Annotated in this window: 18 protein-coding genes; 17 read left to right on the top strand and 1 reads right to left on the bottom strand. The window is 41.4% G+C overall.

The window, feature by feature from the left end; translation table 11 throughout:
* Positions 1 to 34: 34 nt before the first annotated feature.
* A complete protein-coding gene (ponA, locus tag F994_RS11285) occupies positions 35 to 2,566 on the bottom strand; it encodes a penicillin-binding protein PBP1a (RefSeq protein ID WP_034697101.1) in 2,532 nt (843 codons plus the stop codon).
* A 165-nt stretch (positions 2,567 to 2,731) separates the two neighbouring features.
* Between ponA and F994_RS11280 the strand changes: the two genes are divergently transcribed.
* From F994_RS11280 to tfpZ, 17 genes are all read left to right on the top strand, one after another.
* Positions 2,732 to 3,793 (top strand): pilus assembly protein PilM, encoded by a 1,062-nt coding sequence (locus F994_RS11280; RefSeq protein WP_004650603.1) that lies wholly within the window; start codon positions 2,732 to 2,734, stop codon positions 3,791 to 3,793.
* A complete protein-coding gene (locus F994_RS11275) occupies positions 3,793 to 4,434 on the top strand; it encodes a PilN domain-containing protein (RefSeq protein ID WP_004650602.1) in 642 nt (213 codons plus the stop codon). The genes F994_RS11280 and F994_RS11275 overlap by 1 nt, the downstream gene beginning before the upstream one ends.
* Positions 4,431 to 5,186 carry a type IV pilus inner membrane component PilO gene (locus F994_RS11270; protein WP_004650601.1) on the top strand — a complete coding sequence of 252 codons (756 nt, stop codon included), beginning with the start codon at positions 4,431 to 4,433 and terminating at the stop codon, positions 5,184 to 5,186. Before F994_RS11275 ends, F994_RS11270 begins: the two co-directional genes overlap by 4 nt.
* Positions 5,186 to 5,713 (top strand): pilus assembly protein PilP, encoded by a 528-nt coding sequence (locus F994_RS11265; RefSeq protein WP_004650600.1) that lies wholly within the window; start codon positions 5,186 to 5,188, stop codon positions 5,711 to 5,713. The genes F994_RS11270 and F994_RS11265 overlap by 1 nt, the downstream gene beginning before the upstream one ends.
* A 61-nt stretch (positions 5,714 to 5,774) precedes the next feature.
* A complete protein-coding gene (pilQ, locus tag F994_RS11260) occupies positions 5,775 to 7,892 on the top strand; it encodes a type IV pilus secretin PilQ (protein ID WP_171065345.1) in 2,118 nt (705 codons plus the stop codon).
* Between the two features lie 36 nt (positions 7,893 to 7,928).
* Positions 7,929 to 8,477, top strand: coding sequence for a shikimate kinase AroK (aroK, locus tag F994_RS11255; protein ID WP_004650598.1), 549 nt, complete (start codon positions 7,929 to 7,931; stop codon positions 8,475 to 8,477).
* A 17-nt stretch (positions 8,478 to 8,494) separates the two neighbouring features.
* Complete coding sequence (gene aroB, locus F994_RS11250; RefSeq protein WP_004650597.1) at positions 8,495 to 9,580, top strand: 3-dehydroquinate synthase; 1,086 nt, start codon at positions 8,495 to 8,497, stop codon at positions 9,578 to 9,580.
* Between the two features lie 3 nt (positions 9,581 to 9,583).
* Complete coding sequence (locus tag F994_RS11245) at positions 9,584 to 10,429, top strand: hypothetical protein (RefSeq protein WP_004650595.1); 846 nt, start codon at positions 9,584 to 9,586, stop codon at positions 10,427 to 10,429.
* A gap of 455 nt (positions 10,430 to 10,884) precedes the next feature.
* A complete protein-coding gene (gene gltB, locus F994_RS11235) occupies positions 10,885 to 15,360 on the top strand; it encodes a glutamate synthase large subunit (RefSeq protein WP_099049324.1) in 4,476 nt (1,491 codons plus the stop codon).
* Positions 15,361 to 15,433: 73 nt separating this feature from the next.
* Positions 15,434 to 16,855, top strand: a complete 1,422-nt coding sequence (locus tag F994_RS11230) for an FAD-dependent oxidoreductase (RefSeq protein ID WP_004650593.1) — start codon at positions 15,434 to 15,436, stop codon at positions 16,853 to 16,855.
* 249 nt (positions 16,856 to 17,104) lie between these two features.
* Positions 17,105 to 17,989 carry a metal-dependent hydrolase gene (locus F994_RS11225; protein WP_004650592.1) on the top strand — a complete coding sequence of 295 codons (885 nt, stop codon included), beginning with the start codon at positions 17,105 to 17,107 and terminating at the stop codon, positions 17,987 to 17,989.
* Positions 17,990 to 18,134: 145 nt separating this feature from the next.
* Positions 18,135 to 18,725: a LemA family protein gene (locus F994_RS11220; RefSeq protein ID WP_004650591.1), complete on the top strand. Its 591-nt coding sequence runs from the start codon at positions 18,135 to 18,137 to the stop codon at positions 18,723 to 18,725.
* Between the two features lie 28 nt (positions 18,726 to 18,753).
* Positions 18,754 to 19,824 carry a TPM domain-containing protein gene (locus F994_RS11215; protein WP_004650590.1) on the top strand — a complete coding sequence of 357 codons (1,071 nt, stop codon included), beginning with the start codon at positions 18,754 to 18,756 and terminating at the stop codon, positions 19,822 to 19,824.
* Entirely contained in the window at positions 19,818 to 20,378 is a 561-nt protein-coding gene (locus F994_RS11210; protein ID WP_004650589.1) for a TPM domain-containing protein, read from the top strand. The genes F994_RS11215 and F994_RS11210 overlap by 7 nt, the downstream gene beginning before the upstream one ends.
* 206 nt (positions 20,379 to 20,584) lie before the next feature.
* Complete coding sequence (locus tag F994_RS11205; protein ID WP_004650587.1) at positions 20,585 to 21,118, top strand: pilin; 534 nt, start codon at positions 20,585 to 20,587, stop codon at positions 21,116 to 21,118.
* A 201-nt stretch (positions 21,119 to 21,319) separates the two neighbouring features.
* Positions 21,320 to 21,850 carry a pilin gene (locus F994_RS11200; RefSeq protein ID WP_004650586.1) on the top strand — a complete coding sequence of 177 codons (531 nt, stop codon included), beginning with the start codon at positions 21,320 to 21,322 and terminating at the stop codon, positions 21,848 to 21,850.
* Between the two features lie 38 nt (positions 21,851 to 21,888).
* Entirely contained in the window at positions 21,889 to 22,623 is a 735-nt protein-coding gene (tfpZ, locus tag F994_RS11195) for a TfpX/TfpZ family type IV pilin accessory protein (protein WP_004650585.1), read from the top strand.
* The last annotated feature ends 80 nt before the right edge of the window (positions 22,624 to 22,703 follow it).

The following is a 22,703-nucleotide window of genomic DNA, read 5'->3' as shown; positions in this document are numbered from 1 at the left end:
AAAAGCCCTCATCAAATGAGGGCTTTTTATTGTCTTACTGAACTTGATCAATCAGGTGTTCAAGCGCATCGGGTTTAGGCGGTGCTTTTTGCATCGTTGGAGGTGCTGCATGATTAGGGACAAGTGCTTCCTCATCAGGCAGATCATCAAAGTCACGTTCAGGCGCTCGTTTAGGTGTAACCACTGCTGGGCGGTACAATGGCAGTGCTAAAGGCGGTGAAGAGCGATCACCTTCGGTCTGCTCAGCGACAGTAACGGGCTGATTGCGATTGCTCGGTGCTTTGGCATTTTTATCGAAATGAACCCATGCTGCTGGTGTGCCTTTTAACGCATTCCCCATAAAGTTGGTCCAGATCGGTAAAGCCGCAACACCACCATATTCACGACGACCCAATGTGGTCGGCTGGTCAAATCCAACCCATGCTACAGTCACCAGCTTGCCATTAAAGCCAGCAAACCAAGCATCTTTAGCATCATTGGTGGTGCCTGTTTTACCGCCAATATCATCACGACCAATTTTAAGTGCAGCCCGACCTGTACCATGCTGAATTACATCACGCAGAATATTGGCCATATCATAAGCAGAGCTTGATTTTAAAATGCGTTGAGCTTGGCGGTACTGACTTTTTGACTCATCTAATTGGAGTTGAGTAAGCTCTTTTTCCACTGCCAAGGTTGGATTGGTCATTTCAATCACTTCATCATCTGGAGTGACAGCTTCTGCCGACTCAAGTTGTTCTGCATCTGTTTGATTGATACATGAAATACAGGCATATTCAGGATTACTTTGGTAAATCACTTTGCCATAAGCGTCTTCAATGCGATCAATAAAATGCGGTTGAATGCGATAACCGCCATTGGCAAAGGTTGCATAACCCGTTGCCATTTGAATAGGCAGAACTTGTGGTGTTCCAAGTGCAATGGTGTAATTACGAGGAATCTGATTTTCGTGCAAACCAAAATCCATAAATAATTGTCGAGTACGTTCAATCCCGACCGTTTGCAACAGACGGACAGAAACTGTATTTCGAGAAAGATATAAGGCACGGCGCAAGGGAATCATGCCTAAATAACGACCATCGGAGTTTTTAGGCGACCATTTGCCAATGGTAATTGGACTGTCATTGACCATGCTATACGGAGTCATGCCACGCTCAAGCGCCAAAGCATAGACAAACGGTTTGATGGTTGAACCAGGTTGGCGCCATCCTTGTAATGCACGATTGAATTTAGATTGATAAAAATTATAGCCACCGACAATGGCTTCGATTGCACCATTATTTGGATTGATGGCAATCAGTTGCCCCTGAGCTTTAGGGACTTGAACCAGTGCCCATGAGGTTTTGTTGTCATTCGGGCGTAAGCGAATAATATCTTTTATTTTTACAATTTGAGCGGCTTTACTTGGCGCAGGACCAACACTATTGGCATTGCGGTATGGGGCAGCCCATGACATACCTGACCATGGCACGGTCACGGTAGAGCCATCTTGCATCAAGGCTTCAAAAGAATTGCTATTGACTTGAATAACCTTGGCAGGGTAGGTATTTGCATAAGCATTAAACTCGGTCAGTGGTTTGTCATGCGCTTCGGCACCTCGCCAACCATGACGACGATCATAAGCTTCCAAGCCTTCTTGTACGGCTTGCTCTGCATAGGCTTGACGTTGACTATTGATCGTGGTGTAAACTTTATAGCCAGAATCGATGGCATGTTCACCAAATTTTTCAACCAGTTCAGAGCGCACCATTTCCCCGACATAAGGGAATTTATTATTGATCCCGCGGTCAGGCATATCTAAATTAATCGGTTCAGCAATCGCTTTTTGATATTGTGATTGATTGATTGAACCTAATTGCAACATTCGTCCTAAAATCCAGTTGCGGCGTTCTAAAGCACGCGTTGGATTGACCACAGGATTGTATTTAGATGGTGCTTTGGGTAGGCCCGAAATCATGGCCATTTGGGCAATACTGAGCTGATCTAAGCTTTTGTTGTAATAAATTTTTGCTGCTGCCGCAATGCCGTAGGCATTTTTGCCTAAGAAAATTTTATTGACATACAGGGTGAGAATTTCTTCTTTGCTTAGGTTTTGTTCAATTTTACGCGCGAGAAAAATTTCAGTCAGTTTGCGTTTTAATGTACGTTCAGGGGTTAAATAATAATTTTTTGCGACCTGCATGGTGATGGTTGAACCACCGGTTTGCACATTCGATCCGGTAATGGTTTCACTCACAGCTCGGCCTAAACCTTTAAAACTCACGCCGCTGTGTTCAAAAAATGAAGAATCTTCTGCGGCAAGAAAGGCAGAAATAAAGGGTTTTGGAATTTGTTTATATTCTACAGGGACCGATAATTTCCCACCGTATTCTGCAATCAGCTCATTATCAGCACTATACACCTGTAACGGTTTTAACAACGGCGCCTTTTTTAAGGTGGTCATTTTGGGTAAAGACGGGGCAATATAGAGATACATGCCATAGAATCCCATCGGAATTGAGACCAAAACTATAATTATGATCAAAAAAAATGGATGAACACGGCCTGAACGAGATAGCTTTTTCATAACAAGTAAGTTTTAATAAGAGCTAATGGCAAACTAATTGGCGGTCAGTATAGCCTTTACAAATACAGATTGTTAGATGAGTTATTGTATCTGTATAAAATTATAGACCAACACTGATTAGTGGGTTACTTTTATTGGGGATAAAAAAATAATAGGAATTGTATTGTGCTCAGGTTATATCGTAAGCCAAATAAGGGGTTAATTGGAGTAGATATCAGTTCTACTTCTGTTAAATTATTGGAACTTTCTGTTAAAAGCGGTAATAGATATTGGGTTGAAAGCTATGCACTGGTTCCATTACCAGAAGGTAGTGTGGTTGAAAAAAATATATTGAATCCTGAGGCAGTGGGTGATGCATTGGAGCGAGCAATCAATCTAGCCAATACTCAATCTACAGCTGCGGCTTTTGCAATTCCAACCTCAATGGTGATTACCAAAACAATTGAGATGGATGCAGATATGACGGATGATGAACGAGAAGTTCAAATTCGTATGGACGCTGAGCAATATATTCCTTTTCCTCTTGATGAAGCCAGCCTTGATTTCGAAGTTTTGCCAGAGCGTTTGGCTAACCCAAATCGAGTGAATGTGCTATTGGTCGCAACCCGTCTGGAAAATATAGAAGCACGATCTGAAGTTCTAGAGCTTGCGAACTTGACAGCGAAAATTGCTGATGTTGAAAGTTTTGCGATAGAAAATGCCTATCAAGTGTTTTCAGATACTTTACCTATGGGTGTGAATACCGTGGGGATTTTAGATATTGGTCATACCATGACGACTTTATCTGTCATGCAAAAAAACAAAGTGATCTATACCCGAGAACAGGTGTTTGGCGGCAAACAACTGACTCAAGAAATTCAAAATCGTTATGGTTTGTCTTTTGAAGAGGCTGGTCGTGCGAAAAAAAGTCGTTCATTACCCGACGATTATGATGTTGAGGTTTTAGAGCCATACTTAGATGCAGTGGTGCAACAGGCTGCACGATCATTACAGTTCTTTTTCTCGTCTTCACAATTTAATGAAATTGATCATATTCTATTGGCGGGGGGTAATGCCAATATTCCAGGGCTCGCGAAGCTATTACAACAAAAACTTGGTTATCGTGTGACTATTGCCAACCCATTTTTACAAATGGGATTTTCTCCACAAATTGATATTAAAAAGATAGAGAACGATGCTTCCTCTCTCATGGTGGCATGTGGTTTGGCATTGAGGAGTTTTGATTAATGGCAAGAATTAACCTACTCCCTTGGCGTGATGAGCTAAGAGAGAAACGAAAAAAAGAATTTATTGCAATTTGTATTGGGGCGGCATTAATCGGGGTTTTAGCCGTTGCACTGGCATGGTTTTACTATAACCATAAACTTGAAGACCAAGAACAAGCCAATCAACTGATTACCAGTACCAATCAAAATCTTGATGTGCAATTGAAGTCTTTAGAAGGCTTGGAAAAGCAGCGTGATGCGATTATTGAACGTATGAAGCTCATTCAAGGTTTACAAGGGCAAAGACCGATTGCTGTTCGTCTGATTGATGAAATGGTACGCGTGACACCAACTAATTTGTATATTACTAAATTTGCCCGTACAGGCGATAAGTTTACCATTGAAGGGAAAGCAGAAAGCCCAAATACGGTTGCGGAATTTTTACGTAATTTAGAAGCATCACCTTGGTATCGTAATGCCTTTATGAACTCTTTCTTAGCTGTAGAAGAGAAAAAAGATCAGGCACCAAGCTCTGTGGTACCACGTGTTGAAGAGAGTTATGGTTCATTTGTGGTGACTGCTGATTTAGATGAAATTGCAGCGCCAACAGAACCAGAAGTACCACCCAATACAGCTAATTCAACAGCGGGGGCAGCACAATGAGTCTCGATGAATTTGATGAATTAAATCAAAAAGAAGCTGTTGCAACTAAAAAGAAGATGACGTTGGATAAGTTTCTTCAGCAGTTCAATACCTTAGATATGAACAACTATGGAAGCTGGCCATTGTCAGTCAAAATCACTTGCTGGATTTTGATTATCATGATGATTGCTTTGCTGGGTTATTTCGCATCGATTAAGGGTAAGTTGGATGATATTTCCAATGCCAGTGCGCAAGAGCAAAATTTACTCAATGAATTTCGCGAAAAGGATTCAAAACTGCGTAATTTGCAACAGTTACAAGCACAGTTGTTGGAAATGGAAGCAAATTTTAATCAGCAATTAGAGCAGTTGCCAAAAGAAACTGAAATTCCAGGATTGGTTGAAGATATTAACGTCAGTGGTGTCAATTCAGGTCTGAAATTTAAAAATATTCGTTTAGAAAATGAAGTGAAACAAGAGTTCTTTATTGAACAACCGATTTCGATTGAAGCGACCGGTGATTATCATGCCTTTGGTTCTTTTGCTAGCGGTATTGCCGCGCTTCCGCGTATTGTAACGTTGCATGATTTTGATATTACCGCGACGGAAAATAAAGAGAAAAAAACCGATATTCCTCAAATTACTTATAATGTTAAAGCCAAGACCTACCGTTACATCGGAAATACGGACAATAGCTCATCAACCGCTGGAGCCGCTAATTCGACGGATAGTGCAACTGCTAGCTCACCTACTGCAGCAGGGGGGACACAGTGATGAAAATAGAAAAAATTACTTTAAGCCTGATGTTGGGATTGTTATTGGTGGGATGTGATTCTCGTATTGATGCTGTGAATGAGCAAATGGCGAGTATTCGTAATCAACCGCCTTTACCGATTGAGCCGGCACCCGTGTTTGCACCAGTGCCAACTTTTAATTATTCAGCCCACCAGCTCAAAAGTCCTTTTTTACCGGGCTCTTTGGCTGCTGAATTACAAATTATGGCTGGAAAACGGGTCTATCCGAATTTGTCACGTCAACCGCAACCTTTAGAAAGTTATGCGATTGAATCCTTAAATATGAAGGGCAGTATGCGTAGCCAAACTGGACAGGTTTTGGCATTAATTCAAACCCCAGATGGTGAAATTGAACGTATACAACTCGGTAGTTATATGGGTGTTAATCACGGTCGTGTGGTGAAAATTACGCCAACACAAATTGATCTCGTGGAAATTATTCCAGATGGGCGAGAAGGATATGTGGAGCGTCCAAGAAGTCTTATCTTAATTGGACCTGCGCCGTAAGTTTAAAGGAATAAAAATGAATAACAGTTTTAAAGATTTTATATTTGGGGATGGCAATACAATGAACCATTTGTTCCGTCAATTTTCTATGGGTGCTGTGGCGATTGCAGTCATGCAAGTTGCGAATGCACAAGTCAGTATTACCAATATTGTACCAATGCAAATTGCAGGTCAAGGTACAGAAATTCGTGTCATGTTTAATGGTCTGCCACCGCAACCTCAAGCCTATCAATTAGAACAGCCATCACGCTTGGTTCTTGACTTTGATAAAGCACAGCAGAATTTAAAACAAAGTAGCATTGCAGTTGCAACGCAAGAAGCCAGCTCTATAGATGTCAGTTCTGATGCTCAGCGTTCGCGTTTAACGGTCAATTTAGCGGATGCGGGTGCCTTCACGACACGTGTTGAAGGTAATACTTTTATTTTAAAAATTAATGCAGCTGGTAATGCTGTTGCTACTGAAAATGTCGCTGCCCAGAAATCGGCACAAGGAATTTCCAATATTGGTTTCCAGCGTGGCGGTCAAGGTGAAGGACAGATTGTTATTGATTTATTGGGGACGAATACTCCAGTCGATGTACAACAACAAGGCAGTAAGGTGGTGGTCAGGACTTTAGGCAATAAAGTGCCTACACATTTGGCTCGTCGCTTAAATGTTAATGACTTTGCAACACCAGTGTCCACCATTGATGCACATAATGATGGTGGAAATGGTGTGGTGACCATTCAAACGGCTGGAAGCTATGAATACATGGCATACCAAGCGGATAATAAACTCACCATCAGTTTGAAACGTCCAGAGGATAAAAGTCCACTGAAACCAAAAGCTGCAAATACCTATACGGGTAAAAAGATTTCACTCGATTTTCAGGATATAGAAGTACGTCGAGTTCTACAGTTATTGGCAGACTTTACTGAAATTAATATGGTTGCAGCTGATACTGTGCAAGGAAATATCACCTTGCGTTTAAAAGATGTGCCATGGGATCAAGCACTGGATATTATTCTAAAAACAAAAAATTTAGATAAACGTCGTAATGGAAGTGTGATTTGGATTGCTCCTGTTGCTGAGTTAATCAAGTCAGAAGAAGAAGAGGCGAAAGCAATCGCGCAAAGTATTAAACTTGCGCCGATTCAAACAGAATATATTAAATTAAGTTATACAAAAGCCGCAGATATTTTAAAGTTATTAGAAGAATCTCGTGATGGTAAGGGGGCTACATCAAATCGTACCGCTAATTCAGATTCACTTGCGCTAGAAAGCTTGTTGAGTTCACGCGGTAGTGCTGTTGCTGATATGCGGACTAATACGTTAATTATCAATGATACTGCACTGAATATTGATAAAGTTCGTAAAATGATTGATTTGCTGGATATTGCAGTGAAACAAGTCATGGTTGAGGCGCGTATTGTTCGTGCTTCAACTGACTTTACCAAAGAAATGGGCGTGAAATGGGGTATTTTATCTCAAGGTGTTAATAGTAATAGCAGTTTACTTGTTGGTGGTAGCGATACGACCTTATGGGATTTAAAAACACCTGATGATGAGGGGAAATATACCATTCAGCGGCCAGATAATCTCAATGTTGATTTAGGCGTAACCACTCCTGGGGCCAGCAGTATTGCCTTTGGTTTGATTAGTTTGTCTGATTTCATGCTAGATTTAGAACTTTCTGCATTACAAGCAGATGGTTATGGTGAAGTTATTTCAACACCCAAAGTTCTCACAGCAGATAAGCAACCGGCTCAAGTTGCGTCAGGCACACAAATTCCCTATCAGTCTGCTGAGGGTAGTGGTGTAAATGTAGTCTCTAAAACAGAGTTTATCGATGCAACCTTAAGTTTGGATGTGACCCCAAGCATTACGCCTGATGGTAAAATCCAGATGATGTTGAAAATTAAAAATGACTCAGTGGGTACGCCTACGCCGACAGGTCAATATACAATTAATAAAAATGAGATCAATACCAATGTATTGGTGGATAATGGCGAGACCGTTGTGCTTGGCGGTATCTTCGAACAGTTAACTTCCACGAGTCAAACTAAGGTGCCTTTCCTTGGTGATTTGCCTTATGTGGGGCGTTTATTCCGTAAAGATGCGAAAACGGATAAAAAGAGTGAGCTATTGATTTTTGTTACACCACGAATTGTTAATGACAGTGTTTCAAGAAATCATTAATATATTTTGAATTTAGCAAAATAAATAGGTGACTCCTTGCCAAGCAATGAGTTTGAAACCCTACCAAATATTTATTTGGTAGGGCCAATGGGGGCTGGGAAGACAACTGTTGGTCGACATTTAGCAGAACTGTTAGGACGAGAGTTTCTTGACAGTGATCATGAGATTGAGCGTAAGACAGGTGCAACCATTCCTTGGATTTTTGAAAAAGAAGGCGAGAATGGATTTCGCAACCGTGAAACCATGGTCATTAATGAACTGACTGCCCGCTCACAACTGGTTCTCGCAACGGGTGGTGGTGTCGTCACTCAACCGGCGAATCGTGAATTTTTAAAACAACGCGGAATCGTTGTTTATCTCTATACTCCCGTCGAAATTCAATTACAGCGTACCTATCGGGATAAAAACCGTCCTTTACTGCAAGTTGAAAACCCTGAACAAAAGTTACGTGATTTATTGGCAATTCGTGATCCTTTATATCGAGAAATTGCACATTATATTATTGAAACAAATCAGGGTGCTGCTCGTGATTTAGCGCAAAAAATCTTACATATGATTGTTTCTCAAGAAGCAGATTTAGTCTAATTAATGGTTTAAATTTCATGCAAACTTTACATGTTGAACTCGGCGATCGTCGATATCCTATTTTTATTGGCAGTGATTTAAACCCACAATCTTTACTTGAGCCGTATATTCACGGAAAACAAGTCATGATTGTAACCAATACAACAGTTAAGCCTTTGTATTTAGATCATTATGTGAGTGCGATTGAGCGTTTGGGGAAAACAGTTGCAACATGTGTTTTGCCTGATGGTGAAAAATATAAAAATATTGAACATTTAAATTTAATTTTTGATGCTTTATTAGAAGCAGGTTTTAATCGTGATGCGACAGTCTTAGCACTCGGTGGTGGTGTGATTGGCGATATGGCCGGTTTTGCATCTGCATGTTTCCAGCGCGGTGTTTATTTTATCCAAGTGCCGACCACGCTTTTATCTCAAGTCGATTCAAGTGTTGGCGGGAAAACAGGTATTAATCATCCTTTGGGTAAAAATATGATTGGTGCATTCCAGCAACCCCAAGTGGTGTTGGCCGATATGGCGCAATTAAACACATTGCCAGATCGTGAACTGTCCGCGGGTTTGGCAGAAGTGATTAAGTATGCCTTATTGGGTGATCTTGATTTTCTAACTTGGCTCGAAGCAAATATGGATGGCTTGGTTGGGCGTGATGCTATATTACTGGCTGAAGCGGTTTATCGTTCATGTGCGCATAAGGCACGAATTGTCGCCAATGATGAAAAAGAGCAAGGTGAGCGTGCTTTGCTGAATTTAGGTCATACCTTTGGTCATGCCATTGAATCCTATTTAGGTTATGGGGTTTGGCTACATGGTGAAGCGATTGCAACCGGTATGGTCATGGCTGCGGATTTATCGCAGCGCATGGGCTGGATTTCACTCGATGATGTCGAACGTACAAAAAAAATCATTCAACGTGCTCATTTACCCGTAAAATGCCCAGCGATTCCACTGGATGAATTCCTTGGTTTTATGGCACATGATAAAAAAGTGCTGAATGGACAATTACGTCTGGTCCTAATGAAATCTTTAGGGCAGGCGGTGATTAGCAAAGAATTTGATCTGGAATTGATGAAACAAGCGATTTTAACGAATCAAGAGAAGGCATAAGGCATGGCAACCATCCGTACACAATGGCAACGTATTCGAAACTATATCTGGCTCGTGTGTGGGATGGTGTGTTTGTTTGCGGCACTGGTTTTTTGGGCGATTACAGATAGTGATGCATTGGTGGAAGTGGAAAAATCTGCTGAAACTGAGTCTGAATTACAAATTCAACCTGAAAAAGTGGCTGCAACCAACCTTTTAGGTGCACTTCAAGACGAAGTGCGTCCTTTAGCAATGACGACCCGTGTGGTGACAACGGCAAGCTATGAACCAGAATTTCGTGGCAGTAAATTTATTAATGACAATAAAAATGCAATCACGATTGAGCTGTTTCGAGTGACTGAAGATGATGTTCTTCGCAGTTTTCTTAAAAAACAATCCGATCGTAGCAACTTTTTTTATATTCGCTTGAATGGCGAAAATCAAATTGAACAATATGTGCTGCTTTACGGTTTATATAAGAATAATGCTGAGGCGAAACAAGCGCTAGAAAAATTACCACTGCAATTTCCCAAGTCGATTCAACCTAAAGTGCAAGATATCGAAAATTATGTCGCATTGGTGAACGATATGGGGGCAGAAGAAATGGCGACGAATAACAAATTATATGCCGTCACTTTAAAATCTGCACCTTTGCCTCGAGTGGATGAGGCTGTATTGGCTTTACCTAAACTGAAACCTGCGGTTGTGCCTGTTGACCCGAAAACAGCGACTACAACGACCAAGGTGACACGTCGTGATGAGCAAGGGAATGTGGTTGATGTACAAGAATCTCATTCTACGGTTGACCCTGTTGCTAAACAAAGTGGCACTAAAGCAGCAGAAAAAGACATTAGTGATCCATTTAATTAAAAATAGAGTTCTAAAATAGAGCAAATTAAGTTATAAAAATATTTAGATGCACAAATATAGTGCGAAAAGTGTTTTTTAGAAAATGAGCTTATGCTATAGAAACTTTAATATTTCTATATTTAAAACATTTAGCATTGCATTTTTTAAATTGGCATAATTTTTGCTTTATTGGTGCATGAATTGAGTTATTGTCCCTATTTTGGCGCGAAAAGATTCAATGATTGTGCGAAGTTGTTGAATTTACCTGCTTTAAAAGAGTGCGTAAGGTCAACAAAACATTTTTGTAATTGATTCATGTATGCAAGATGAAATGCGACTATCTTAAGCATGTGAAGAAAATGATTTGGCTCAATCTTGATCTGCGTGTGAGTAAATTGGACTAAATCGCAAAGAAGATATTTGATTGTTAGACGCCCGCTATATGGGCCATGTTGAAAGAAGGGTACGCTATGCACATGCCATCGCCTAATACTGTAGCTCCCGCTCAAGGTTTATACCAACCGGATGAGTTTAAAGATAACTGTGGTTTCGGTTTAATTGCCCATATGCAGGGTGATGCGAGCCATGATTTGGTCAAGACCGCGATTCATAGTTTAAGTTGTATGACCCACCGTGGTGGTATTGCCGCAGACGGCAAAACAGGGGATGGTTGTGGTTTATTGCTGGCTATGCCAAAAGCGTTCTTCCGTGAAGAAGCAAAAAAACTCAGTGATATTACCTTAAGCGAAATTTTTGCGGTCGGTACTATTTTCTTAAATCTTGATCCCGCTATTGCGGCACATTCAAAACAAATTCTCACCAAAGAAATTGAATCTGAAGGTTTAAAAGTTTTGGCTTGGCGTTTGATTCCAACCAATGTTGAAGCTTTAGGTGAGATTGCATTGCAATCGATGCCAGCCTTTGAACAAATTATTGTCAATTGCCCTATGGGCGTGACTGAGGTTGAATTCAACCGTAAGTTATTCCTTGCACGTCGCCGTGCTGAACAGCTGTTAGTGAATGATTCATCATTCTATGTCACAACATTGTGTTCAACCGTGATTACCTATAAAGGTTTGATGATGCCTGCAGCCATTGCAGACTTCTATACTGACCTTGCAGATCCACGTTTGGAATCACATATTGTGGTATTCCATCAGCGTTTTTCGACCAATACTTTACCGCGTTGGCCACTTGCACAGCCTTTCCGCTACTTGGCGCACAACGGTGAAATTAACACCATTACCGCCAACCGTAATTGGGCAATGGCACGTGTGCCTAAATTGGAAAACCCATTATTGCCGGGTTTAACTGAATTAAATCCAATTGTAAACCGTACCGGTTCGGACTCTTCAAGCTTAGATAATATGCTTGAAATTCTGGTTGGTGGTGGTATGGATTTATTCCGTGCACTGCGTATGTTGGTTCCACCTGCGTGGCAAAATGTTGAAACTTTAGATGCCGATTTACGTGCATTCTATGAATTTAACTCGAAGCATATGGAAGCGTGGGATGGTCCTGCAGGTCTGGTGATTCAAGATGGTCGTCATGCCATTTGTATGCTGGATCGTAATGGTTTACGTCCTGCACGTTGGGTGATTACCAAAAATGGTTACATCACACTGGCATCTGAAATTGGGGTTTGGGGTTATCAGCCTGAAGATGTGGTTTCTAAAGGGCGTGTTGGCCCAGGTCAAATCTTAGTGATTGATACCTTCACGGGTAAAATGCTGGATACGCAAGACGTTAACAAGCATCTAAAAAATATGCGTCCTTACCGTCAATGGTTACGTGAAAATTCAGTTCGCGTCCAAGGTAGCCCAGAGCTTGAAGAATATTTATGTGATCAAGGCTTAAAAGGTGATGACCTTAAAGCAGCACAAAAAATGTTTATGGTGACCTTTGAAGAACGTGATCAATTGTTGCGTCCAATTGCAGAAAGCGGTCAGGAAGCCGTGGGTTCGATGGGTGATGATACGCCAATGGCGGTCTTGTCTCGCCAAGTCCGTCATGTATCAGATTTCTTCCGTCAACAGTTTGCACAGGTGACCAACCCACCGATCGATCCATTACGTGAATCGATTGTGATGTCTTTAGAGACATGTTTGGGTCGCGAGCAAAATGTGTTTGAACAAAGCGCTGAACATGCAGATCGTTTGATTATTTCCAGTCCTGTACTTTCAAACTCTAAAATGCACCAAATGCGTACTTTAGGTCGTAAAGGCTATGAAATTGCCGACATCGACTTAAACTATGTGGCAACTGAAGGTTTAGAAGCGGCGATTGTACGTATTTGCGAAGAAGCAGCTCAAGCAGTTCGTGATGGCAAAACATTATTGGTTCTTTCCGATAAGAAAATTCGTGAAGGTTATTTACCCGCCAATGCATTGATGGCAACTGGTGCGATTCACCATCACTTGATTCAAGTGGGTTTACGTACCGATGCCAATATTATTGTCGAAACTGGTTTGGCACGTGATCCGCATCAATTTGCCGTGATCTTAGGTTTTGGTGCAACTGCGATTTATCCATACTTGGCTTATGATGTGATCAATGATTTGGTTGCTAAAGGCGAGTTACTGGGTGACCCAATTCACGCCCAAGCCAACTTCCGTAAAGGTATTGAGAAAGGCTTGCTGAAAGTACTTTCGAAAATGGGTATTTCAACGGTTGCTTCTTACCGTGGTGGTCAGTTATTTGAAGCGGTTGGTTTATCCAATGAAGTGGTGGATAAGTGCTTCACAGGTGTACCAAGCCGTATTCAAGGGGCAACCTTTGCGGACCTTGAAAATGATCTTAAAAAATTGGCTGAAAATGCGTGGAAAGCACGTAAGCCAATCGATCAAGGTGGTTTGCTGAAATTCGTATTCGATAAGGAATACCACGCATTTAACCCAGACGTGATCAATGCTTTGCATAAATCGGTACGTTCAGGCAATTATGCCGATTTTAAAGAATATGCAGAATTAGTGAATAATCGTCCGATTGCCACTATTCGTGATCTCTTTAAACTCAAAACGGATAATTCAATTGCCCTTGAGCAAGTGGAATCAGTCGGAGATATTTTGCCGCGTTTTGACTCGGCAGGAATGTCTTTGGGCGCATTGTCTCCTGAAGCGCATGAAGCGATTGCGATTGCCATGAACACCATCGGTGGGCGTTCAAACTCGGGTGAGGGCGGTGAAGATCCTGCGCGTTATGGCACCATTCGTAACTCGAAAATCAAGCAAATTGCTTCGGGTCGTTTTGGGGTAACGCCTGCCTACTTAACTTCAGCAGAAGTGTTGCAGATTAAAGTGGCGCAAGGGGCGAAACCGGGTGAAGGTGGTCAGTTACCGGGCGGTAAAGTGAATGGCTTAATTGCACGTTTGCGTTATTCAGTACCGGGTGTAACGCTGATTTCTCCACCGCCACATCACGACATTTATTCGATTGAAGATTTATCGCAATTGATCTTTGACTTAAAACAAGTCAATCCTCAAGCGATGGTTTCGGTGAAATTGGTGTCTGAGCCGGGTGTAGGCACCATTGCAGCAGGTGTTGCAAAAGCTTATGCCGATTTCATTACCATTTCGGGTTATGACGGTGGTACAGCCGCGTCACCATTATCTTCGATTCACCATGCAGGTTCGCCTTGGGAATTGGGCCTAAGCGAGGCACATCAAGCGCTTCGCGTAAATGATCTTCGTGGCAAAGTACGCGTCCAAACCGATGGTGGTTTGAAAACTGGTCTAGACGTGGTTAAAGCAGCGATTCTTGGTGCGGAAAGCTTCGGTTTTGGTTCAACGCCAATGATCGCATTGGGTTGTAAATACCTGCGTATTTGCCACCTCAACAACTGTGCGACGGGTGTTGCAACGCAACAAGATCATTTACGTCAAGAGCATTATATTGGCGAGCCAGAAATGCTGATTAATTTCTTCCACTTTATTGCAGAAGAAACCCGTGAATGGTTGGCAGCATTAGGTGTTTCAAGCCTCAAAGATTTGATTGGTCGTACTGATTTACTTGAAGTATTACCGGGTGATACCGACAAACATGCACACTTAGATTTAAGTGCCTTGTTAACCTCACATCCTGCTGCGGAAGGTAAGGCGCAATACTGCCAAGTTCAAGGCAATGCACCTTTTGACAAAGGCTTACTTGCAGAGAAAATGGTGGTCGAGATGCTTCCGACCATTGAAGCAGGCAAGAGTGGTGAGTTTAACTACAATGTTGTTAACTGTGACCGTTCAATTGGTGCACGTATTTCAGGTGAGATTGCACGTCGTTATGGCAACTTGGGTATGGAAGCACATCCTGTTGTCATGAATTTGAAAGGCACAGCAGGTCAATCACTGGGTGTTTGGAATGCAGGTGGATTGCATATCAAACTTGAAGGTGATGCCAACGATTACGTGGGTAAAGGTATGGCGGGTGGTCGTATCTCGATTTTCCCACCAAAAGGTTCACCGTTCCAAACGCAAAATACAGCCATTATTGGTAATACCTGCTTGTATGGTGCAACGGGTGGTAAAATCTTCGCTGCGGGTACTGCGGGTGAACGTTTTGCAGTGCGTAACTCAGGTGCATTTGCGGTGATTGAAGGCGCTGGCGACCACTGTTGTGAATATATGACTGGTGGTATTGTGACGGTACTGGGTAAAGTCGGTCACAACTTCGGTGCAGGTATGACGGGTGGTTTTGCTTATGTACTTGACCTTGATAATGATTTCGTTGACCACTATAACCATGAGTTGATTGAGTTAAATCGTATCTCTACAGAAGCGATGGAAGAACATCAAGAATTCTTAAGCCGTATTTTAGATGAACACATTCAAGAGACAGGTAGTGCGTGGGCGTATAAGATCCGCAATGAGTTTGATTTTTACAGCCGTAAATTCTGGCTTGTAAAACCAAAAGCTGCTAATTTGCAAACGCTTTTGAAAACCACTAAAGCCGATCCACAATAATTCCACGACGAACAGATTGATAGGCAGGTGTAGCGGATAAATAAACCGACTGCACCTACCCACGGAGAGAGACATGGCAGAGCGCCTAAACAATGACTTTCAATTTCTGGATGTAGCACGTCAAGATCCAGAGAAAAAAGATCTCACTGTCCGCAAAGCAGAGTTTGTGGAAATTTATAAACCGTTTACAGCGGAAATTGCGGCCAATCAAACGCATCGCTGCCTCGGTTGTGGTAACCCGTATTGTGAATGGAAATGTCCAGTCCATAACTACATTCCAAACTGGTTAAAACTGATTGCTGAAGGTCGTATTTTCCAAGCTGCAGAACTTTGCCATCAAACCAATACGTTGCCAGAAGTGTGTGGTCGTGTATGTCCGCAAGACCGTTTGTGTGAAGGTGCTTGTACCTTAAATGATGGTTTTGGTGCAGTGACCATTGGTAATGCAGAAAAATATATTAATGACACTGCCTTTGCTTTGGGCTGGCGTCCAGATATGTCTTCTGTAAAGTGGACCGATAAAAAAGTCGCGATTATTGGTGCAGGGCCTGCAGGTTTAGGTTGTGCGGATATTTTGGTGCGTAACGGGGTTAAACCTGTTGTATTCGATAAGCGTCCTGAAATTGGTGGTTTGCTCACGTTTGGTATTCCAGAATTTAAAATGGAAAAAGACGTGATGAAACGTCGCCGTGAAATTTTCACAGGCATGGGTGTTGAATTCCGTTTAAATACTGAAATTGGTACAGATGTCACGATTGAGCAATTGCTTGCCGATTATGATGCAGTTTTTATGGGTATGGGAACATACACCTATATGAAGGGCGGTTTTGCCGGTGAAGATCAGGATGGTGTGTATGATGCACTGGATTTCTTGATCGCCAATGTCAACCGTACGCAAGGTTGGGAAAAAGACCCAAGCGAGTACATCAGTGTTGAAGGCAAGAAAGTCATCGTGCTGGGTGGTGGTGATACCGCGATGGACTGTAACCGTACTTCAATTCGTCAAGGTGCTGAATCGGTCGTTTGTGCATACCGTCGTGATGAAGAAAATATGCCGGGTTCACGTCGTGAAGTAAAAAATGCGCGTGAAGAAGGTGTGGATTTCCAATTTAATCGTCAGCCGATTGAAATTGTCGGCGAAAATGGCAAAGTCACAGGCGTTAAAGTGGTTACAACGCAATTGGGCGAAGCGGATAGTCGTGGTCGTCGTAGCCCTGAACCAGTACCGGGTTCAGAAGAAATTTTGCCTGCGGATGCAGTACTTTTAGCTTTCGGTTTCCGTGCGAGCCCAGCAGATTGGTTTGCAGGTGCAAACATTGGTTTGGATGGTTCTGGTCGTGTGGTTGCAGCTGAAAAGCAGCAATACAAATTCCAAACATCCAATCCAAAAATCTTTGCGGGTGGTGATATGGTACGTGGCTCTGACTTGGTTGTGACTGCAATCTGGGAAGGTCGTGAAGCTGCTGAAGGTATTTTGGATTACTTAGATATCTGATTGGACATCTGATCGGATATTTGGTTGGATATCTAATTCGCTATTTAAGCTCAGCTGAAAATATTTGAAAAGCGAATTGCTTAAATCCCCCTTTGAAAAAAGGGGGATTTCTTATTTTCCAAACGTTTTAGACAAAAACCGCTGATCATGTTGTCTCTTTTGGCTAATTGAACAAGCGCTTTTGCCATATAACAGCTGTGATTAACTTCGCATACTAAAATCCATTGTCTATTTTGACAGGATTACTCTATGAGCACCGTGGCGGCAGAAAAATCATATCAAAATCGTCCCAAAGCCATTGGCATTACCGTGCGACGTTTACAATTCAACCCTCAGGCCATTCGTCGGCATTATTTTGCCAATTCTCCTGTCATGTCACATTTACTTACTGCACTTTCTTCGACTTTTCCGATCGGGGAACAATTTTTTGTGCATAGCGTAAGAAATGTACGGGACAAAGTGAAAGATGAAAACTTACAAGCGCAAATCGCAGCATTTATTGGGCAAGAAGCCATGCACTCTAAAGCACATGCTGAATTCAATGCGGCTTGGCGCAGTGAGGATTATAATTTAGATCGTTTTCAGGCATGGCTTGCGCGTAAAGATGACTATGTCAAAAATCTACATCCTAAAATTCAACTCGCCATTACCTGTGCTTTTGAGCATTTTACTGCGTTACTGGGCGGTTATATTCTCAGGCATCCAGAGGTTTTGGCGACCTTAGATGAGGATGCTGCCAAACTTTGGATCTGGCATGCCATTGAAGAAATTGAACATCGGGCGGTCGCTTTTGATGTCTATCAGGCTGTATATGGCGATGATAAAATCCGGCGTATGATTATGCGTAGCGTAACCACGGGCTTTGCCAGCTTGATGCTCTATTCTGCTACACGGTTATTTTTGCAAGACAAGAAAAAAAGTTTACCTAAAGTGGGTGGGAATATTTTTGGATTTTACTTGCTGGGAAAAATGTTTCTGCAACTTGCCCCAGAATATTTAGCTTATTTTAAAACTGATTTTCATCCTTCAGAAATTGACTATACAAAACTGGTTATCTACTGGAAACAACGTTTAGCAGAAGATTATCAAGTAGAAAGTTTTCAGCAGGAATTAAAGCCAACTTTGCTGAATTAATGACTAAAAGAAACAGAGGCGAATGATGATATTCGCCTTTTTTTATTGATCATGTGGAATACTGAAATTAAACAGAACTCTGCCTAAATGTGGTTACAATAAAAATATCCAAACAAATACAAAGAAATATAGAGGATATAACTTGATGAATCCCATGAAGAAAAGTTTAGTCGCGATCGCGCTGGTCAGTACCTTAATATTATCGGGTTGTGGCTATAATACCTTACAGGTGAAAGACGAAGCCGTGACTGCATCGTGGTCTGAAGTACAAAACCAATATCAACGCCGTGCCGATTTGGTTCCTAATTTGGTCAATGTCGTTAAAGGCTATGCTAAACATGAAGAGCAAGTATTAACAGAAGTAACCCAAGCACGTGCCAATGTTGCCGGTTTAAAAGTGGATAAAGAAGTGCTAGAAGATCCCGCTTTATTTGAAAAATATCAACAAGCGCAGGCACAGATGACCAGTGCATTATCACGTTTAATTGCAGTATCTGAAAATTATCCAGACTTAAAAGCCAATGAACAATTTCGTGATTTACAAGTTCAACTCGAAGGTACTGAAAATCGGATTGCCGTGGCACGTAATCGTTATATTACGGCTGTTCAGGATTTTAATTCCTATTCGCGTCAGTTCCCGCAAGTGATGACGGCCAAAGTGATTGGTATGGAGACTAAACCGAATTTTAGTGCTGAACAAAGCGCACAAAATGCACCGAAAGTATCCTTCGATTAAGTCATGCACGATTGAATAAGGAATGCCGATGTCTGATTTTGATCAACAACCTATTTCACCCATAAGCATACTGCAAGCCTTATTATTATGCTGCAGTATATTGATGTGTTCAGTCACGTGGAGTGAAGTCGCCACAGCGACGGATGAAAGTGCTGAAGCTGTGGTGCTGGGTAAAATTGTCAAAGATCAACAGACAGCACAGAATCAAACATCAATTGAAAAAAATACTGAAATAACACCGCAACAAGCGAAAATTGCCAATGATATGGCAGAGGGTGAATCTATTCGTGGATTACCCACTTTAAATGAGCCCGTGGTTGATCAGGCAAATTTATTAAGTGCTAGTCAGAAGCAAGAAATTAGTCAGAGGATTCTCAAATTACATGAAGAAGGCAAAGCGCAAATCGGCGTGGTGATTGTTCCGACGACAGGGCAAGAAGATATTTTTGATTTTGCTATGCGCATTGCAGAAAAATGGCAATTGGGTTCAGCCAAACAAGACAATGGTTTGCTCATGGCCATTGCGGTGAATGATCGGCGGATTCAAATTCTAACTGGTTATGGTTTGGAAGGTGTTTTACCCGATATTGTGGCCAGTCGTATTATTCGTAATCAAATCACGCCTTATTTTAAACAAGCCCAATATGCGCAAGGGATTGATGCTGGTTTAGCGGAAATTGAACGTATTTTAACGATGGATCCTGAAGTGGCAGCGCAAGCGGCAGAGGAATTAAAAGAACGTCAAGCACAAGCTTTACACGAGCAGCAAGCCAAACAGAAAACCTTGAGCACAGCATTATTTATCCTCATTGCAGGGATTGCTGGGTCTTTCGTTGTGGGGAAACGCTTAAGTGCTGCAGCTGCTGCGGTTGCAGGCACAGTCGCAGGCTTGGTCAATGGTGCAGGTTTAGTGACCAGTTTGTTGATTGGTGGCGGGATTTTCTTTTTATTGATTACGGCTTTAGCACAAACCATTTTTCAGCTATTTCTAGCTTCCTCTGGTGGTGGACGTGGTGGCAGAGGTGGTGGTTTTGGTGGCGGTGGATATAGTGGTGGTGGCGGTGGTTTTGGCGGGGGAGGAGCATCAGGCTCATGGTAACAACAACAGATACGACAGAAATTGTCACACAGCCTAAAATTGAAGAAATCGCTCAGCCAAGCTTTAAGCGTTGGCTCAAGCATTTCTTTTTTATGCCAGCAACCAAGCGCTATTTTTCCAAGCAAGATCAATATGAAATTGCTCAAGCTGTACAACATGCGGAGCAGGGTCATGTTGGAGAAATACAAGTCGTGATTGAAGGTTGTATTCCATCAAATCAAGCGTATCAGCAAACGACCCGTATGCGTGCAAGACAGCTTTTTGCTGAACTGGGTGTTTGGGATACCGAGTTAAATAGCGGTGTGCTGCTCTATCTAAACTTATGTGAGCAAAAAGTTGAAATTGTGATTGATCGCGGCATTCAAAAAGCCACTGAACAAGTGGTTTGGGATCAGATTTGTCAAAATATAATTCAACAATTGGCAGCACAGCACTATAAAGTAGCCGTTATAAAGGGCGTGGAAAGTATTGGAGAGGTATTAATTGAGTTTTATGCACATGCCATAACAGATCAACAGAATGAATTGAGTAACGAACCGATTATATTGGGCTAGAAAACAGTGTTTAAGTGACAAAAAATGTCATTTTTTTACCTAAAAAAACATTAAAACCACACTGTAACAATTTTATTTTTTTAAAGTGCTGTTTTTTCTGTTAATTTTATTATAATCACTCTTGGCATATTTAGTGCTATACATAAAATAAGCTAAATAAGTTTATAAAGCTTATAAATAAACAATAAACATTTGTGGAGAATGTTATGAAATCTATACAAAAGGGTTTTACTCTTATTGAATTAATGATCGTTGTAGCGATTATCGGTATTTTGGCTGCAATTGCACTTCCTGCATATCAAGATTACACCATTCGTACCCGTATTACTGAAGGCTTAACAGTTGCTGGTGATTTACAAAAACAAGTTGCTGGGGCACCTACTCTCGTTGATCTTGGTGTTGCAGTAGATACTTGGAATGATCAAGTGGGTGTTGGTATTGGTGCTAAATCTAAATATGTCAATTCAGTGCAAGCTGTTCGTACAACGGGTGTTATTACTGTTACTTATAACCCAACAACAGTTGGTCTTGCACCAACAGAAAATATTATTCGACTTAGCCCATATGTTCAATCTCAAGCTGTTGCGGAAACCTTAGCTTCAGCTTTAGCAGCTGGTCGTACCGGTTCTGTAGACTGGGCATGTACTTCAGCAACTGCTGCAACCTCAGCTGCACAAGGCTTAGCAGGCGCTGCTGTTGGAACAGTACAAGCTAAATATGCGCCATCTCAATGCCGTTAATATTTGCTTAAAAAAAAGCAGCCTAAGGGCTGTTTTTTTGTGTTTAAATTTGTATTTTATATATAAAAGTGTGAATTAGTGACAAATTTTGTATTGATAAATTAACTGATTTTTATAAATAATTGAAATATCTTAATTTAATTGTTGGTACGGTTTTTGAAAAGAGAATAAGAATAACTATATAGGAACAGGGAGAGAGTTATGCAACGGGGATTTACTTTAATTGAACTTATGGTTGTTGTGGTAATTATTGGAATTTTAGCGGCAATCGCTTTGCCTGCTTATCAAGATTACAGCATACGATCACGAGTGTTGGAAGGTGTAACTTTAGCGAGTAGTGCAAAAGCTGCAATGGCTGCAGAAGCGATTGTGTCTGCTGGGGATTTACAGCGTGTTGCAAAGGCTTGGAATGATCAGGCTACCAATAAAGGTGCAACCAGTAAATATGTCGCGAGTGTATTAACGGATGGTCAGACTGGAGAGATTACGATTACGTTTAAGGCTTCTATGGTTGGTGTTGCGCCTACAGAAAATACTTTGGTGCTTAGTCCTTTTATTCGAGTTAATGCAACGACCATTGTACCATTACAAACGGCACTGACAGCAGGAAGCACGGGTATTGTGGATTGGGCTTGTTCATCTAAAACGCAAGAAACAGCTAAAGCTATGGGTATGATTGGTGCGACTTTAGGTACAATACAACCCAAATTTGTTCCATCAACTTGTCGTTAGTCGAAAAATATCAACTCAACGGTGTTTTAAGGTAAAACATGAAAACAGCAAAATTTAAGTTTGTTACTGCACATTTAATTATTTCTATATGCGTGGCTGCTGTTGCTGCTTGCATCGTGTTCTTTTGTTGGTATCCATTCCCCTTAAATAAAGCGGTAGGTGTTACTCATATTTTTTTGATGATGCTAGGTATTGATATTGTTTTAGGTCCATTCTTTACTTGGTTGGTTTATAAAGAGGGGAAAAAAAGCCTTAAATTTGATTTGACAGTCATTATTCTTATACAAGCTATAGCTTTGGGGTACGGGCTTTATCAGATTGCAGATGGTCGCCCAACATGGTTAGTGTACAATGTTGATCGTTTTGAGTTGGTTAAGAATAATGAAATTGTGATGGAAAATCCTAAGCAGATTAAATCACAATTTAAGCAGGCATCTTGGTTTAAACCGCAGTTTGTGGCTGCTGAATTTGCAAAAGAGCTAAAGCAGAAAAATAAAGAAATGTTTGCTGAGATAGGATCAGGTATTTCTATTGCACAACGTCCAGAGCGTTATGTAGAATTAAACAAAGCAAAAGAACAAATGCAACAACGCGCACAAAAACTTGAATTATTACAGCAGTACAATAACAAAACCGATGTGGAAAAAATCTTAGCAAAATATCCGCAGGCAACTGCATTTTTACCGATGAAAGCCAGTGCTGTAGATATGACTGTTTTGATAGATCAAAAAGCGAATGTCGTTAAAATTGTAGATTTACGCCCATGGCACTAAATCATTAAGAATGATGTAAGAAAAGCAGATTATCATTTAATCTGCTTTTTTATTATCATATGCCCATTCTATTTTCACTG

The sequence above is a fragment of the Acinetobacter bohemicus ANC 3994 genome (assembly GCF_000367925.1).
In the GTDB taxonomy this organism is placed as follows: Bacteria; Pseudomonadota; Gammaproteobacteria; order Pseudomonadales; family Moraxellaceae; genus Acinetobacter; species Acinetobacter bohemicus.
The sequence above is the reverse complement of the archived record's forward strand: the minus strand, read 5'-3'. Positions and strand labels throughout refer to the sequence as shown.

Bases quoted from the DNA above. Each gene is read 5' to 3' on its own strand.
- F994_RS11200 (WP_004650586.1), top strand. From the start codon at position 21,320: ATGCAACGGGGATTTACTTTAATTGAACTTATGGTTGTTGTGGTAATT.
- F994_RS11220 (WP_004650591.1), top strand. From the start codon at position 18,135: ATGAATCCCATGAAGAAAAGTTTAGTCGCGATCGCGCTGGTCAGTACC.
- ponA (WP_034697101.1), bottom strand. From the start codon at position 2,566: ATGAAAAAGCTATCTCGTTCAGGCCGTGTTCATCCATTTTTTTTGATC.
- pilQ (WP_171065345.1), top strand. From the start codon at position 5,775: ATGAACCATTTGTTCCGTCAATTTTCTATGGGTGCTGTGGCGATTGCA.
- F994_RS11225 (WP_004650592.1), top strand. From the start codon at position 17,105: ATGAGCACCGTGGCGGCAGAAAAATCATATCAAAATCGTCCCAAAGCC.
- F994_RS11215 (WP_004650590.1), top strand. From the start codon at position 18,754: ATGTCTGATTTTGATCAACAACCTATTTCACCCATAAGCATACTGCAA.
- F994_RS11270 (WP_004650601.1), top strand. From the start codon at position 4,431: ATGAGTCTCGATGAATTTGATGAATTAAATCAAAAAGAAGCTGTTGCA.
- F994_RS11275 (WP_004650602.1), top strand. From the start codon at position 3,793: ATGGCAAGAATTAACCTACTCCCTTGGCGTGATGAGCTAAGAGAGAAA.
- gltB (WP_099049324.1), top strand. From the start codon at position 10,885: ATGCCATCGCCTAATACTGTAGCTCCCGCTCAAGGTTTATACCAACCG.
- F994_RS11265 (WP_004650600.1), top strand. From the start codon at position 5,186: ATGAAAATAGAAAAAATTACTTTAAGCCTGATGTTGGGATTGTTATTG.
- tfpZ (WP_004650585.1), top strand. From the start codon at position 21,889: ATGAAAACAGCAAAATTTAAGTTTGTTACTGCACATTTAATTATTTCT.
- F994_RS11230 (WP_004650593.1), top strand. From the start codon at position 15,434: ATGGCAGAGCGCCTAAACAATGACTTTCAATTTCTGGATGTAGCACGT.
- aroB (WP_004650597.1), top strand. From the start codon at position 8,495: ATGCAAACTTTACATGTTGAACTCGGCGATCGTCGATATCCTATTTTT.
- F994_RS11205 (WP_004650587.1), top strand. From the start codon at position 20,585: ATGAAATCTATACAAAAGGGTTTTACTCTTATTGAATTAATGATCGTT.
- F994_RS11210 (WP_004650589.1), top strand. From the start codon at position 19,818: ATGGTAACAACAACAGATACGACAGAAATTGTCACACAGCCTAAAATT.
- F994_RS11245 (WP_004650595.1), top strand. From the start codon at position 9,584: ATGGCAACCATCCGTACACAATGGCAACGTATTCGAAACTATATCTGG.